Origin of the sequence: Agromyces binzhouensis (assembly GCF_004135055.1) — a bacterium.
Classification (GTDB): domain Bacteria; phylum Actinomycetota; class Actinomycetes; order Actinomycetales; family Microbacteriaceae; genus Agromyces; species Agromyces binzhouensis.
In genome coordinates this window covers 1-13,676 of sequence record NZ_SDPL01000039.1, presented here as the reverse complement: position 1 = coordinate 13,676, position 13,676 = coordinate 1, and the positions used below count along the sequence as shown (strand labels likewise).

13 protein-coding genes, 1 tRNA gene and 1 other RNA gene are annotated in these 13,676 nt (G+C 72.0%); 5 read left to right on the top strand and 10 right to left on the bottom strand.

The window, feature by feature from the left end; genetic code table 11:
• Positions 1 to 86: 86 nt before the first annotated feature.
• The gene (locus tag ESO86_RS04055) at positions 87 to 1,376 is read right to left on the bottom strand and encodes a glycosyltransferase (RefSeq protein WP_129233600.1); all 1,290 of its coding nucleotides are present in this window, start codon (positions 1,374 to 1,376) and stop codon (positions 87 to 89) included.
• A 73-nt stretch (positions 1,377 to 1,449) separates the two neighbouring features.
• The gene (locus tag ESO86_RS04050) at positions 1,450 to 3,645 is read right to left on the bottom strand and encodes a glycoside hydrolase domain-containing protein (protein ID WP_129233599.1); all 2,196 of its coding nucleotides are present in this window, start codon (positions 3,643 to 3,645) and stop codon (positions 1,450 to 1,452) included.
• Between the two features lie 285 nt (positions 3,646 to 3,930).
• On the opposite strand from ESO86_RS04050, the gene ssrA reads away from it, so the two are divergent.
• Positions 3,931 to 4,298, top strand: a transfer-messenger RNA (tmRNA) gene (gene ssrA / locus ESO86_RS04045).
• Between the two features lie 71 nt (positions 4,299 to 4,369).
• Here the strand turns inward: ssrA and ESO86_RS04040 are convergent.
• The 3 genes from ESO86_RS04040 to ESO86_RS04030 all read right to left on the bottom strand — a co-directional run bounded on the left by ESO86_RS04040 (position 4,370) and on the right by ESO86_RS04030 (position 6,438).
• Positions 4,370 to 4,612, bottom strand: coding sequence for a hypothetical protein (locus ESO86_RS04040; protein WP_129233598.1), 243 nt, complete (start codon positions 4,610 to 4,612; stop codon positions 4,370 to 4,372).
• Between the two features lie 105 nt (positions 4,613 to 4,717).
• Entirely contained in the window at positions 4,718 to 5,653 is a 936-nt protein-coding gene (locus ESO86_RS04035; RefSeq protein ID WP_129233597.1) for an LLM class F420-dependent oxidoreductase, read from the bottom strand.
• Complete coding sequence (locus ESO86_RS04030) at positions 5,650 to 6,438, bottom strand: inositol monophosphatase family protein (protein ID WP_129233596.1); 789 nt, start codon at positions 6,436 to 6,438, stop codon at positions 5,650 to 5,652. The genes ESO86_RS04035 and ESO86_RS04030 overlap by 4 nt, the downstream gene beginning before the upstream one ends.
• Before the next feature lie 134 nt (positions 6,439 to 6,572).
• On the opposite strand from ESO86_RS04030, the gene ESO86_RS04025 reads away from it, so the two are divergent.
• The 3 genes from ESO86_RS04025 to ESO86_RS04015 all read left to right on the top strand — a co-directional run bounded on the left by ESO86_RS04025 (position 6,573) and on the right by ESO86_RS04015 (position 8,678).
• Positions 6,573 to 6,648, top strand: a tRNA-Lys gene (locus tag ESO86_RS04025).
• 176 nt (positions 6,649 to 6,824) lie between these two features.
• Positions 6,825 to 7,253, top strand: coding sequence for a YybH family protein (locus ESO86_RS04020; protein ID WP_129233595.1), 429 nt, complete (start codon positions 6,825 to 6,827; stop codon positions 7,251 to 7,253).
• Positions 7,254 to 7,334: 81 nt separating this feature from the next.
• The gene (locus tag ESO86_RS04015) at positions 7,335 to 8,678 is read left to right on the top strand and encodes a hypothetical protein (protein WP_129233594.1); all 1,344 of its coding nucleotides are present in this window, start codon (positions 7,335 to 7,337) and stop codon (positions 8,676 to 8,678) included.
• An 8-nt stretch (positions 8,679 to 8,686) separates the two neighbouring features.
• Here the strand turns inward: ESO86_RS04015 and ESO86_RS04010 are convergent, their stop codons facing one another.
• From ESO86_RS04010 to ESO86_RS04000, 3 genes are all read right to left on the bottom strand, one after another.
• Positions 8,687 to 9,448 (bottom strand): SDR family NAD(P)-dependent oxidoreductase, encoded by a 762-nt coding sequence (locus ESO86_RS04010; RefSeq protein ID WP_129233593.1) that lies wholly within the window; start codon positions 9,446 to 9,448, stop codon positions 8,687 to 8,689.
• Between the two features lie 10 nt (positions 9,449 to 9,458).
• Positions 9,459 to 10,055, bottom strand: a complete 597-nt coding sequence (locus ESO86_RS04005; protein WP_129233592.1) for a VOC family protein — start codon at positions 10,053 to 10,055, stop codon at positions 9,459 to 9,461.
• 149 nt (positions 10,056 to 10,204) lie between these two features.
• Positions 10,205 to 10,990, bottom strand: coding sequence for a metal-dependent hydrolase (locus ESO86_RS04000; RefSeq protein ID WP_165307298.1), 786 nt, complete (start codon positions 10,988 to 10,990; stop codon positions 10,205 to 10,207).
• 231 nt (positions 10,991 to 11,221) lie between these two features.
• Here ESO86_RS04000 and gnd point away from each other — a divergent pair, with 231 nt between their 5' ends.
• Positions 11,222 to 12,274, top strand: coding sequence for a phosphogluconate dehydrogenase (NAD(+)-dependent, decarboxylating) (gene gnd, locus ESO86_RS03995; protein ID WP_129233601.1), 1,053 nt, complete (start codon positions 11,222 to 11,224; stop codon positions 12,272 to 12,274).
• On the opposite strand, the gene ESO86_RS03990 is transcribed toward gnd, so the two are convergent.
• Both ESO86_RS03990 and ESO86_RS03985 read right to left on the bottom strand, forming a co-directional pair.
• Positions 12,271 to 12,864, bottom strand: coding sequence for an energy-coupling factor transporter transmembrane component T family protein (locus ESO86_RS03990; protein ID WP_129233590.1), 594 nt, complete (start codon positions 12,862 to 12,864; stop codon positions 12,271 to 12,273). The genes gnd and ESO86_RS03990 overlap by 4 nt on opposite strands.
• A 7-nt stretch (positions 12,865 to 12,871) precedes the next feature.
• Positions 12,872 to 13,552, bottom strand: coding sequence for an energy-coupling factor ABC transporter ATP-binding protein (locus ESO86_RS03985; RefSeq protein ID WP_129233589.1), 681 nt, complete (start codon positions 13,550 to 13,552; stop codon positions 12,872 to 12,874).
• Positions 13,553 to 13,676: the final 124 nt, after the last annotated feature.

Genomic DNA, 13,676 nt, shown 5'->3' with positions numbered 1-13,676 from the left:
GGCGCGGCATCGGTCGGCCGCGCCCGGGCGCGGCCGACCTCAGCATACGTCGGCCCCTCCGTCGCCCGCGGGAGCCCGACCTCGCGTCAGGCGATCGCGCGCTCCGGGAGCACGCCCGCACCGTCGAAGAGGCGCTCGAACACCGCACCCCGGTCGAACTGGAGCGCGTACGCCCTCGCCCGCTCGGCGCGGAGCGCGCGCTCCTCGGGCGTGAGCGCGAGCGCCCGGTCGATCGCCCGGGCGATGGCGTCGGGGTCGTCGACCGGCACGATGATCGCGTGCTCGCCCACGGCCTCGCCGATGCCGCCGGTGTCCGTCGTGATGACCGTGCCGCCACCTGCGAGCATCTGCTCGGCGAGCGCGATGCCGAACGTCTCCACGAACTCCGGTCGCGGCTTGCTCGGCAGCACGTAGGTCGCGCACCCGGCCATCAGGTAGGGCTTCTCCGCGTCGTCGACGTCGTCGAGGAACACGATGCGGTCGGCGACGGGCGACGCCGCCGCGCGGGCGCGGAACTTCTCCGCGGCCGGCCCGCGGCCGACGATCACGAGCTTCAGGTGGTCGTTCGCCGCGGTGCCCTCGAACCCCGCGATGAGGTCGTCCACGCCCTTCGCCTCGGTGAGTCGCGAGAGGAACAGCACGTACCCGTCGGGCTCGAGGCCCCGCGCGGCGAGCACCCCGCGCACGATCGCCGGGTCGAGGTCGAGGTACTGCGACGTGTCGATCGCGGGGTAGGAGATGCGGATGCGGTCGCGGCACTGCTCGGCGAAGCGCGTGCCGTGGAACGCGTCGATCTCCGACGCCGCGGCGACGATGAGCTCGCGCGTGTACTCCGAGACCGCCACGCAGTGGTCCTGCGCGAGGTAGCTCGAGAGGATGTGCGCGGCGGCGCCGAATCGTCCCTCCTCGACGCACGAGCGCACCACGTTCGTGACATCCGACCCGACCGCCTCGGCGATCGTCGTCACGTTCACCGGCAGGCCGGTGCTCCATGCTGCGCGCACCGCGTCGGTGACGGCCACCGTGTGGGGGCTGAGGTAGAGCGACAGGCACACCGTCGGCACGCCGTCGGTGAAGAGCTCGACCAGCCGGCCGGTGATGCCGGCGAGGTAGCGGCCATCGGGCACCTTGTAGTCGCCCACGGGCTCGGGGCGTTCGACGATGATGCCCGGGCTGTAGGGCAGCATCCGATCCAGGGGTTTCAGCGGCAGGCCGGCCGCCTCGAGGCGATCGATCGGCCAGGTCACGATGCGCACCTCGTCGAAGCCGCGTTGCAGCGCGGCCTCGGCGAGGTTGCGCCCCTCGACCGAGTGGCCGCAGATGACCGGGTCGGCGCGGTTGACGATGACGAGGCGGTTCCGGGGCGGAGCGTTCATGGCTCCTCCTTTCCTGGTGGGGCGCGAGGCGCGCGTCCTGATCGGGCAGGTCTGGCGGTGGGATGCCGCGGGGTCAGCGTTCCGGCGACGAGGGCGGGCGCGACATCCGCCCCCACTCGCTCGGTTCGGGACCGAGTCGCAGCAGCAGGCTGCCGCCGCGATGCAGTTCGTCGCCGCGGAGCCACGTTCGGTCGAGGGGGTCGCCGTTGAGCTCGGCGGACTGGACGTACTGCACGGGGCCGTCGCGGTGCGGTTCGACGAACCCGGCGGTCTCGATGCGGAACGCGTCGCCGCCGACCCGCAGTTCGGATTCGGCGAACGACGGGGCGTTGACGAGGAAGAGGTTCTGCCCGGCGACGGGGAACAGGCCGAGGCTCGCCCACACGTACCACGAGCTGATGCCGCCCGAGTCGTCGTTGCCCGGCAGGCCGCCGCGGCCCGTGCCGAACTGCTGGAGCACCGCGGCGTGGACGACCTCTGCGGTCCGGTCCGGACGACCGGCGTAGTGGTACGCCCAGGGCGCCTCCATGTCGGGCTCGTTGTTGAGTCCCTCGAACCGGCCCAGGCCGTAGCCCGTCGCGAGCTCGGCGAGGCCGGGCGCGACCCCCGGCTGCCGCACGGGCTCGGCGCCGAACCCGAAGAACGCGTCGAGGGCGTCGACGAAGCCCTCGTCGCCCCCGGAGAGCTCGATGCGGCTGCGCATGTCGTGGAGCAGCCGGAACGAGTAGTTGTATCGGCTGCCCTCGTAGAAGGTCGAGTCGTGGAGCAGCCCGGTCTGCTCGTCGAACGCGTTGACCCACCGGGTCGCGAGCGCCGTGAACTCCTCCACGAGCGCACGGTCGCCGACACGCGCCGCGACCTTCGCCGTGCACCAGTAGCCGTAGGCGAGGTCGAGCGTGTGGCTGATCGGGTGCGCGACGCCGCGCAGCAGGAAGTCCTCGCCGTACGTGCGGCGGAGGTCGGCGTGCATGTGCACGAGCGCCCACTCCCAGTCGACGCCGGGCAGGCCGAGCTGGCAGAGGTCGGCGAGGAACGTCTGCGCGAGCGCGCTGCCCTGCCGGGAGAACCGGTCGCTGCCGCGCGCCATCCGGTAGCCGATCGGGAAGTTGCCCTCCTCCTCGCAGATCGTGAGCAGCGCGTTCGCGAGCTCGACGGCCCGTTCGGGGAACAACGTCGTGATCAGCGGCAGCTGCGTGCGGTAGATGTCCCACATCGTGCAGAGGTCGAACACGAACGGGCCGTCGGTCGGCCAGAACGGGCTCTCCTCGGGTGCGAGGCACGGCTTGATCAGCGAGTGGTAGAGCGCCGTCGAGAAGATCGTCTGGCGCTCGGTCGACGGGGTGTCGACCGTGATCGCCTTCAGGTGCTTCCGCCACGCCTTCTTCGTCCGGTCGCGTCGGTGCGGGAACCGCGCGGGGCCCGTGCCCTCGTCCGCGCGGAGGTTCGCACGGGCCTGCTCGACCCCGCGGAGGGAGAACCCGATGCGCACCTCGATGCTCTGCCCGGGCTCGCTCGGGCCGGCCCACATGAGGCCGAACGGGCGCAGGGTGGTCGGACGGATGTGGTCGAACGCGAGCCGAGTGCCGCCCGGCATCAGGCGCCGGTCGTACCAGAGCATCTGACGCCAGGCGTGGGCGTCGCACTCGATGTACACCGAGAGGGGCGCGCCCTCGACGACGATCTCACCCTGCGCGATGCCCGGCGCGACCTGCTCGAGCTTCGCGCGCAGCGGGATGGTCTCGCCGTGGGGGATCGAGAGGCCGCCCAGCGAGAAGTCGATCACGATCCGGGCGTTCGGGTTCCGCGGGAACGTGTAGCGGTGCACGGCCGACTTCGGCCCGACGGTGAGTTCGGCGCGGATGCCGGAGTCGAGCGTCGCCGCGTAGTACCCCGGCTCCGCCTTCTCCTCCAGCAGCTCCCACGTACGGCCGAGCACGTCGAGGGGCTCGAGCATGGGCGTGACGCGGAAGTAGTTGTAGTACTTGCGGATGGCGCCGGTGCCGGACTGCTGGAAGTGCGTGAAGCCGGATGCCACGCCGCCCTCGTGGATCATCGGCGGCACGCCCTCGGTCGCCAGGTCGTATCGTCCGTACCCGGTCGGGTACGCGCCCGAGTACGCGCACGCGGAGACCATCCCGAGCGGATAGGTCGCGCCGGGATGGGTGTTGCCGACCTGCGGCTTCGGCCACCACCAGGTCGCGGCCAGCCCCGTCTGCGGGGGCAGGTCGACGGCCTCGGTGCCGATGAACGGGTCGACCCGCGCGATCATGCGGCTCCAGCGCGGCGGTGTGCGGCGGCCGACCCGGTGCGGGCGGCGGTGCCCGTTCGGGGCGAGGCGATCTCGGAACGTCCCATGCGGGGACGCTACGTGCTGGCGGAGCCCCGCGGGTTACAGCCACATGAACGATTCCGGGCGCGGCATCCGGAATGCCCCGCCGGGCGCACCTGTTGTATCCTGTAGGGCCGCGCACCCTTCGAGGGTCTGGCGCGGTTGGCAACTCAACAGCGTGCGATGACGACCCGCCTTCCGACCGACGGTCGGAGCGCGTCTCATGGGGATGATCGGTTTCGACATCGCCTGCGAGACCGCGTGAAGCGGGCCGAGGATGCAGGGTTATCTCGTGAACGCTCCCTGCGAAACAATAACTGCCAATAAGTCGCAGAACGACTACGCCCTCGCTGCCTAAGCGAGTCCGTTAGTCCGTCAGCCCGGGTTCGTTCCCGCCCCGGTCGCTGGCGTCATCTAGGGAACTCGCTGTGCGACGTCGCCTGAGCGTCGTACGGGACTCTTTCAGGCTGGGCCCGTCGACCTGGCTGCCTGTGGCAAGGGTCGGGGCCGAGCAGAACGCCTCACAGGATGCGCCCGGAGAAACCGTGGAATCCCAGCGATGGACGGGGGTTCAATTCCCCCCATCTCCACCACCGGTCGTCATCGCACGCTGTGCCAGTCCTCCGATCGCCGCGCCGAGTCGCGGCGATCGGCGTCTGCGCGGTCAGCGCTCGCGGGACGCGTTCACGTGGGCGCGGGCGGCGAGCCGCCGAAGCCACGACCCGCGGGCCGGCTCCGTCTCGGCGTCGTCGCCGTCGGAGCCGTCGGCTGCGCCGTCATCGGCGAGTGCGGCCTCCTCGGCGTCGCGCTCGGCCTTCCAGATCAGGTAGGCGGCGTACGGATCGTTCTCAGGATCCAGCGGCTGCTGGTCGACGAACTCGTGTCGGCGGCGTGCCATCGCCCGCATGTCTTCCCCCTCGAGGCCCCCCGGCCCTCACCCACAAGGGTACGCGAATCCACGGACGTTCCGCGCACGATGACGAGGATGCCTCGAAGGCGGTCGGGTCGACCGTCAGCCCAGGCGCGGGAGCACCTCGGCGGCGATGAGCTCGACGTGGTCGAGGTCGCGCTCGTCGACGAGCTGCAGGTACACCCGGTCGGCTCCGAGTTCGACGAGGCGTCGGATCTTCTCCACCGCGACCTCGGGGGTGCCGGCGACGTTGACCTCGGCGAACGTGTCGGGGTCGGCGTGGATCGCGCGGAGGCGTGCGAGGTAGCTCGCGTCATCCGTCGCCACGACCGTCGGCAGCGCGACGCTGAGGCGCATCGTGTCGGGATCGCGGCCGATCGCCTCGCACGCGGCGCGCACGCGCGCGAACGACGCGGCGATCTCGTCCTCGTCGGAGAAGCCCCGGTTGTACTCCGTCGCGAACCGTGCCGCGAGCGCGGGCAGTCGCGTCCGCCCGCCGCCGCCCATGATGAGCGGCAGGGGCGACTGGACCGGCTTGGGCAGCGCGGGCGCGTCGACGAGCTCGTACCGCCGGCCGGCGAAGGAGAAGCGCTCGCCCGGCGGCGTCTGCCAGAGGCCGGTGACGACCTGCAGCTGCTCCTCGAGGAGGTCGAAGCGCCGGTCGTCGAACGGGATGCCGTACGCGGCATGCTCCGCAGCGAACCAGCCCGCGCCGAGGCCGAGCTCGACGCGACCGCCCGACATGTCGTCGACCTGCGCGACCTGGATGGCGAGGAGGCCGGGGTGCCGGAACGTCACCGGGGACACGAGCGTGCCGAGCCGGATGCGCTCGGTCTCGCGGGCGATGCCGGCGAGCGTCGTCCAGGCATCGGTCGGCCCGGGCAGCGGGCTGCCCGGGCCCATGTGCAGGATGTGATCGCTGCGGAACCAGCCGTCGAAGCCGAGCCGCTCGGTCTCCTGGGCCTGCGCGAGCTGCTCGTCGTAGCTCGCGCCCTGCTGGGGCTCGGTGAAGATGCAGACCTCGAGCGAGCGGCTCACTTCAACGCCTCGAGGACCGCGTCGTGCAGCAGCCCGTTGGTGGCCAGGGCGCTGCCCGTGCCGGGGCCCGCCTCGCCGGTGACCGACGTGAACCGCCCTCCGGCGCCCTCCACGATCGGGATGAGGGCGGCGAGGTCCCACGCCTTCACGTCGAACTCGCCCACGATGTCGACGAGGCCCTCGGCCAGCAGGCAGTACGACCACAGGTCGCCGTACGCGCGATCGCGCCACACGCGCTCGCCGAGCGCGAGCAGCCGCCCGAGGTAGCCGGCCTCGCGCCACTGCGCGACGCTCTGGAAGCTGAGTGACGCGTCGGCGAGGTCGGCCACGTTCGACACGCGGATGTCGCGGGGCGCGGCGCCCGGGGCATCCGTCGTCTGCGCGCCGACACCGGGCGCGCCCCACCAGCGCCGCCCGAGGGCGGGCATCGAGGCGACGCCCACGACCGGAGCGCCGTCGACCGTCAGCGCGATGAGCGCGCCCCACACGGGCACGCCTCGGAGGAAGTTCGACGTGCCGTCGATCGGGTCGATGATCCACCGCCGCGAACCGGTGCCCTCGGTGCCGTACTCCTCGCCCAGGATGCCGTCGCCCGGGCGACGCTCCGCGAGCACCTCGCGCACCGCGCGCTCGACCGCGAGATCGGCCTCGGTCACGAACGTGCGGTCGGGCTTCGTGTCGATCCTCAGGTCGACCGCGCGGAAACGCGCCATGGCGGCCGAGTCGGCGAGGTCGGCCAGTTCGAGGGCGAGGGCGAGGTCGTCGGCGTACGAGGCATCCGTCACCGGTTCATCGTATCGACCGCACGCGACGGGGCCCCGGCGCCTGACTCGCCCGAGCCGACCACGATTTCGCGTTCAGGGCGGTCACCTGATACCGTTGTTCCTCGGTTCGGGGTTGCAGAAAACCCCGCCGAAACGCACCTCTAGCTCAATCGGCAGAGCAACTGACTCTTAATCAGTGGGTTCAGGGTTCAAGTCCCTGGGGGTGCACCAGTTGGAAGCCCGGTACCACGCGGATCGCGTGGGTACCGGGCTTCTCTCGTCGGTCAGGACGCTCGACGTGACCGGGCTGTGCTGGTCGGCCGACCGCCGTAGCATGTTCGTGGGCAGCCAGCACCCGGTGCCCCGGTCGCTCGAAGTTCGACACGCTGGTATCTGGGAGCAGGGAAATGACCGCCGAAGACGATGTGCGCGCCGCCTCGACGGCGTTCTACGCAGCATTGAATCGCATGCTCTCCGGGGACGCCGATTCGTTGACCGATATCTGGGTGCACAGCCCCGAGGCGACGACGATGCACCCGATCGGCGATCGTCAGGTGGGATGGGACCAGATCAGGGCGTCGTTCGAGCGCGTGGCCCGGTCGAGCACAGGCGGTCATGTGGAGATCACGGATCAGCTCTTCCGTGTCCACGGGGACACGGCATACGAAGTGGGCGTCGAACACGCCGCATTCGGTGTCGGCGGCACGCAGCTCACGGTGAACTCCCGCGTCACGAACATCTACTATCGGGCGGGCGACGGGTGGAAGGTCATCCACCACCACGGTGACAAGTCGCCGGGGATCTCCGAGGCCCTCGACACGGCTGAGCCGGCCTGATCATCGCGCCTTCGTCATTCCCGGGCGGGGGAGGGCTCCGGCCGTATCGTGGAGCGAAGCAGATCCGACGGCGGGAGGACGATGGACGCGCCCTCTGCGGCTCGCGCGACCGGCGGGGTCACTGCACGGACCCGCCCGCGCGCCGCGCGCCTGCCCGACTGGGCGTGGGCGATCGCCCTCGTCGTGCTCGGGTCGGTCGTGTCGTGGTTCCGCATCGAGGCCGCGGCGCGCGCGACCCTGTGGGCCGAGGACGGCACGTTCTTCCTCGGCGACGCGCTCGACGCGGACCCCGTGAGCGTGCTCCTGAAGCCCTACCAGGGGTACCTGCACCTCGTGCCTCGGATCATCGCCGGGGTGGCCGTCGCGGTGGTGCCCGTCGAGGGGTACGCGATCGCGATGACGGTCGGCTCGTGCCTCGTGGTCGGTGCGGTCTCCGCGGTCGTCTTCCTCTGCGCGCGGAGCGTGGTGGTGTGGCTCCCGGCCCGCATCGCGCTCGGTGCGCTCACGTTCCTCGCCCCGGCGGCCGGGTGGGAGGTGCTCGGCAACACGGCGAACCTGCACTGGTACCTGCTCTGGCTCGCACCCTGGCTGCTGCTCGCCGCTCCCCGCCGGAGATCGACCGCGATCCTGCTCGGCGTCGTGGGCCTCGTCGCCGCGCTCACCGAGATCCAGATGCTGCTGTTCCTGCCGCTGCTCGCGTGGCGATTCCGCGATCCGAACCGGTGGATCGTCGGCGCCGGCGTCCTCATCGGTTCCGCCCTGCAGGTGGCCGCCCTGCTGCTCTCACCCCGCGACGCCGGAGCCGAGACCTCACCGCCGTTCCTCTCGACCGTGCAGGGGTACTTGTACCACGCGCCGATGGAGGCGGTCTTCCCCTCGCGGCAGTGGAAGGCGGCGTGGGTGCTCCACTTCGGGTGGTGGGGTGCGGCGCTCGTGCTGCTGCCGTTCCTCGTCGCGCTCGCGTGGGTGCTGTGGCGCGGCGTCGCGGTCGAGCGCATCGCCGGGGCGGCACTCGCGGCCGGGTCGATCGTCGCCTGGTCCGCGGCGTACGTGCTGAACTCGAACCCGGACTTCTTCTACTCGGAGACCCCGGTCGCACTCGCCATCCACCTCCACCTCACGAGGTACGGAGTCGTGCCGTCGCTGTACCTGCTCGCCCTCGTCGTCCTCGCGACATCGGTGGCCGTGCGAGCCGGGGAATGGTCGCGGACCGCGGTCGGCGTGCTCGTCGGCGTGATGGTGCTCACGGTCGTCGCGGCGATCATCCCGCAGCCGTCGGCGCGAGCCGGCGGTCCGGACTGGGCCTCGCAGATCCCCCCGGCGCGGAACTCCTGCGCCGTCGACGACGCGCCGGACCGGACGGCGATCGCGATCGCCCCCGACGGGTGGCTCGTCGAGATGCCGTGCGACCGACTCGCCCGGTGATCCCGCCGTCAGTAGTCGGAGACCGCCGTGATGCCGCCGTCGACCACGAGGTCGTGCCCCGTGATGCCCGCCGCCGCGGGTGAGGAGAGGAAGGCGCACGCGTCCGCGATCTCGCGAGGGCCGACGGCGCGGCCGATCGGCGCACGATCGGACCAACGGGCCAGCCCCTCCGGCCACTCGGTCTCGAGCCCGTCGCGCCACACGAGCCCCGGTGAGACGGAGTTGACGCGGATGCCGTGCGGCGCGAGCGCGACCGCGGAGGTGCGCGTCAGCGAACGCAGCGCGGCCTTGCTGCTGCCGTAGGGCGCCTGGTCGGGTGTCGCGCGGTCGGCGGAGATCGACGTGACGTTGACGATCGCGCCGCCGCCGGCGGCGATCATCGCGGGCGCGGCGAACCTGGTGCAGAGATACGCCGCGACCACGTTCAACCGGAAGCTCTCGATCCAGTCGTCTGCGCCGAGGTCGAGGAACCCGGCGACCGGGTAGGCGCCGGCGTTGTTGACGAGCACCGTCGCCCGCGCCGCCGGCGACTCCGGCCGGAACATCCGCTCGATGTCGCGCTCGTCGGCGAGGTCGCAGCGCACCGTGTCGGCGACCAGCCCGTGCGCCGCGGCGAGCGTCTCCGCGAGGCGCTCCGCGTCGCGCTCGCGTGAGCGGTGGTGCAGCACCACGCTCGCGCCGCGGTACGCGAAGCGCTCGGCGATCGCCGAGCCCAGGCCACCGGTCGCTCCGGTGACGAGCACCGTGGTGCCCTCGAAGTCGCGGTCCATCGCGCGGGCCTCAGTCGCAGCCGATCTCGTACGGACCGGCGTCGGGATCCGCGGGCTGCCAGTCGGCGTGCACGATGCCGTCGAACGCGGCTCCCTCGAGCCGGCACACGTCGCCCAGCGAGGTCTCGTAGAACTTCACGTGGGTGTAGTCGTCGAAGAGCCGGTAGACGGGGGCGCAGAACCGGCTCTGGAACTGCTGGCCGGTGAGCACCTCGCGGTGCCGCTCGATGAACGCCTGATGCTCGGGACCGACGACGAAGCCGACATGCTCGAGGCCCATGCGGTAGACGCGCTGGTGGAAGGGCGGGATGAGCTCGATGAGCGGGATGCCGATGCCCTCGGCGATCTCGATGGGCTCGGCCAGCACCAGCTTGGAGATCGGCCGGCCGTTCCAGACGTTCTCGAGGTTCGCCGTCGAGTACGACTCGATCGCGTCGCGCGCCGCGACGTAGTCGTTCCAGGTGCGGGTGCGGATGGCGAGATGGCTGATCCGGTAGCCGGACGCGTCGATGCCGAGCGCAGCGCACCGGGCGATCTGCTGGGCGGTGAAGGCTCGGGCGGCAGAGGCGAGGTCGTCGCGCTCGAAGCCGCCGGGTTCCCTGGTCATGCTGAACTCCTCGTCGAGGTCGGGCTGCCCTCACGATACGCCGCGACACGCCGACGGTCACACGTGTGAGCAGAATCACCCACAGATGAGCACGCCGCGTGGGGACCGGCTCACGAGTGAGCGTCGGCCGGGCTCGCTCGCGCGGTCCGTCACCAGAACGAGAACGGGTCGACGCCGATCAGCCGGAGCACCTCGTACGTCGAGCCGATGAAGCAGTACGTGCCGAGGAGCGCGCCGAGCATCGTCTCGCGGAGCGACCCCGTGTCGCCGAGGACCGGGAGCGACACGTAGCCGTTCGGGAGCCAGACGCGGTTGAGCACGGGCACCGGACGGAGCGCCCGGGGCGGGCGGATGCGCCACGGCCAGACGAGCCCGGGCAGGCCGCCCGTGGTGAGCAGGTCGCCCGCGAGGTGCGCGACGAAGCCGACGAGCACCGCGAGCGGGAACCACGCCACCTGCTCGGGCGCGAAGACCACGATGAACGCGCCGAGCATCGCCCCGATCGCCCATGCGGCGGGCCACGAGCGGATGAGGCCGCGCGCCTTGAGCCCGAACGCCGTCAGTGCGGCCGTGCCGGCGCCGGCACCGATGGCGAGCGAGCCGAGCGGATCGACGGGCAACGCGACGAGGGTCAGCGCCCACGCCGCCGCGAACGTCACGAGCACGCCCACGGGGGAGTGCGCGCCCTGCCGGTGACCGCCGGATGCCGCTTCGACGACGCCCGTCGCGAGCCTGCCGAGCACGGGCACCGAGTGCGCGATCGTGGCGCTGTGGTGGTCGGCGTCGGGCAGCAGCGCTGCGCCCGCGCACACCGCCGTGCCGGCGAGCACGCCGACCGGGTCGAGCGGGTAGGCGCCGGCGGTGACGATCGGCATGGTTCCGGTGATCGCGAGCCAGGCGGCGGCGCCGCTCGTGGCATGGGTGATGCCCATCATCGGGTCGAGTGCTCCAGGAGGTCGGCCGGGGGACGGCGGGACGAACGGCGGAGAAGGGTCCGCGTCGACCAGTGTGCCCGCACCTGCGGACACCGGCCCCGTCGAGCCGCGGCGAGGCAGGAGATCGTGGCTCCATGGCGTGCGGCGCATCCGAGGGGGGTCCTAGACTGCGGCGTGAACGCGCCGGGCGGACCGAGCGAGCCGCGTCGGCTGAGCGACGGGGGATGGCTTATGCAGATCGCGATGGTTGGACTGGGGCGGATGGGCGCGAACATCGTGCGGCGTCTCATGCGGGACGGGCACGAGTGCGTCGTCTACGACGTCGATCCCGGCACCGTGGCCGCACTCGCGGCCGAGGGCGCGACCGGCGCCGAGAGCATCGCCGACCTGGCGACCAAGCTCGAGGCACCGCGGACCGTGTGGCTGATGGTCCCCGCCGGGATCACCGGGCAGCTCGTCGACCAGGTCGCCGCGGTGCTCGAAGCCGGGGACGTCATCATCGACGGCGGCAACTCCAACTACCGCGACGACGTGCGCCGTGCCGAAGCGCTCGCGCCCTCCGGCGTCCACTACGTCGACGCCGGGACGAGCGGCGGGGTGTTCGGCCTCGAGCGCGGCTACTGCCTGATGGTCGGCGGGCCCGACGAGGCGGTCTCGCGCATCGAGCCGATCCTGCGCTCGATCGCACCCGGCCCGGGCGAGATCGAGCGCACGCCCGGCCGCACGGGCGAGTTGGCCCCCGAGGAGCGCGGGTACCTGCACTGCGGACCGTCGGGGTCGGGGCACTTCGTCAAGATGGTGCACAACGGCATCGAGTACGGGATCATGGCGGCGCTCGCCGAGGGGATGAACATCCTGAAGAACGCGGATGCGGGGCTCCGCCCCGAGGAGCACTCGGCGGAGATCGCGCCGCTGGAGGAGCCCGAGTTCTACCGGTTCACGATCGACACGCCGGCCGTCGCCGAGCTCTGGCGTCGCGGGTCCGTGATCTCGTCGTGGCTGCTCGACCTGACCGCGGCCGCGCTCGTCGAGAATCCGACGCTCGACGGCCTCGCCGGCCGGGTCTCGGATTCCGGGGAGGGGCGGTGGACCGTCAAGGCCGCGGTCGACACCGGCGTCCCGGCGCCGGTGCTCGCCGCAGCCCTGTTCGAGCGGTTCGCCTCGCGAGAGGACGATCGCTACGCCAACCAGCTGCTCTCGGCGATGCGGCTCCAGTTCGGAGGCCATCGTGAACTTCCGGCCGGCGACGTGCTCGAGACGGGCGGTCGGTCCGCCGACGCCTAGTCGTCGACGCCGCGCGCCATCAGCGCCTCGCCGAGGTGGTCGGCCGTGCGCAGCGTCCGCACGATGACCGGCACGGCGAGCGCCGTGAGCGACCCCTCGGCGCCGCGTGCCTTGCGCGCGTCGAGCACCTCGCGCACGAGGTCGGCGAGCAGGGGCACGCAGCGGATGGCGAGGGCCAGCGCGAGCCCGACGCGGTCCGGGTCGACCCACCTGGCGAACGGGCGCAGCAGCACCTGCATCGCGTCGAGGGTCGCCGACACGGTGGTCGTGAGCGTGTACACGGCGGCGAGGGCGACGGCGAGCACGAGCCTGGCGCCCATGGTCGCTGCGGCCTCCCACCCTGCGAAGATCCACTGCACCGGCACCGCGAACGCGAGGACCCAGAGGATCGGCGAGACCTGTCGCCAGGCGATCCGCACGGGGATCCGGGCGAGTGCGAAGAGCCCGATCGCGACCGCTGCGACGATCCCGAGTGCGGGCAGCGACCCGACGAGCGCGGTCGCCGTCACCGCGACCGCGAGCAGCCCGAGCTTCACGAGCGCCGGCGTGCGGTGGACGACGGAGGAGCCGGGATGGAAGACGCCGATCATGGCCCGGTCACCCGATCAGCGCCCGGTAGGCGTCGAGCGCGACCTCGGGCGCGGCGTCGGCGACGATGCGGCCCTCTTCCATCACGATCACGCGGTCGAACGACTCGAGGAGCTCGAGGTGGTGGCTCACGACGATGAGCTGCTCGTCGAGCGTGGCGAAGTGCTCGGCGATCCGACGCGCGTTGCGCGCGTCGAGCAGGGTGGTCGGCTCGTCGGCCACGACGATCGCGGGCTCGCCGACGAGCACGGCGGCCAGGGCCAGCAGTTGCTTCTGCCCGCCCGAGAGCCGATGCGCCGGGCGGTCGGCGAGCTCGGTGAGCCCGAATCGGTCGAGCACCGCGTCGACGCGTGCGGCGGCGGTCGCGGCATCCAGCCGGTGCCGGCGCAGCGTGAACGCCACGTCCTCGCGCACGGTGGGCATCACGATCTGCGTGTCGGCGTTCGTGAAGACGAAGCCGACGCGGCGGCGCACCTCGCGACCGTGGCGGGCGACGTCGAGCCCGTCGACCGTGACGCGGCCCGCGGTGGGGCTGACGAGGCCGTTGACCATGCGCGCGAGGGTCGACTTGCCCGAGCCGTTGGCGCCGACGATGCCGATGCGCCGCTCGGTGAGCTCGAGGGTCACGTCGTCGACGACGAGTTCGTCGCCGAAGCGGTGGCTGACCCCGTCGAATCGGATGGCGCTCATGCGACGCGCTCCACGATCATGGCGACGCCCTGGCCGCCGCCGATCGAGCACGCCGCGAGGCCCGGACGGCCGTCGTCGGCGGCCGCCATCAGGGCGGCGAGCCGCACGAGCAGCACGGCGCCCG

Excerpts from the sequence above, each read along its gene's own strand:
- ESO86_RS04055 (WP_129233600.1), bottom strand. The coding sequence starts at position 1,376 with ATGAACGCTCCGCCCCGGAACCGCCTCGTCATCGTCAACCGCGCCGAC.
- ESO86_RS04050 (WP_129233599.1), bottom strand. The coding sequence starts at position 3,645 with ATGATCGCGCGGGTCGACCCGTTCATCGGCACCGAGGCCGTCGACCTG.
- ESO86_RS04040 (WP_129233598.1), bottom strand. The coding sequence starts at position 4,612 with ATGCGGGCGATGGCACGCCGCCGACACGAGTTCGTCGACCAGCAGCCG.
- ESO86_RS04020 (WP_129233595.1), top strand. The coding sequence starts at position 6,825 with ATGACCGCCGAAGACGATGTGCGCGCCGCCTCGACGGCGTTCTACGCA.
- ESO86_RS04015 (WP_129233594.1), top strand. The coding sequence starts at position 7,335 with ATGGACGCGCCCTCTGCGGCTCGCGCGACCGGCGGGGTCACTGCACGG.
- ESO86_RS04010 (WP_129233593.1), bottom strand. The coding sequence starts at position 9,448 with ATGGACCGCGACTTCGAGGGCACCACGGTGCTCGTCACCGGAGCGACC.
- ESO86_RS04005 (WP_129233592.1), bottom strand. The coding sequence starts at position 10,055 with ATGACCAGGGAACCCGGCGGCTTCGAGCGCGACGACCTCGCCTCTGCC.
- ESO86_RS04000 (WP_165307298.1), bottom strand. The coding sequence starts at position 10,990 with ATGATGGGCATCACCCATGCCACGAGCGGCGCCGCCGCCTGGCTCGCG.
- gnd (WP_129233601.1), top strand. The coding sequence starts at position 11,222 with ATGCAGATCGCGATGGTTGGACTGGGGCGGATGGGCGCGAACATCGTG.
- ESO86_RS03990 (WP_129233590.1), bottom strand. The coding sequence starts at position 12,864 with ATGATCGGCGTCTTCCATCCCGGCTCCTCCGTCGTCCACCGCACGCCG.
- ESO86_RS03985 (WP_129233589.1), bottom strand. The coding sequence starts at position 13,552 with ATGAGCGCCATCCGATTCGACGGGGTCAGCCACCGCTTCGGCGACGAA.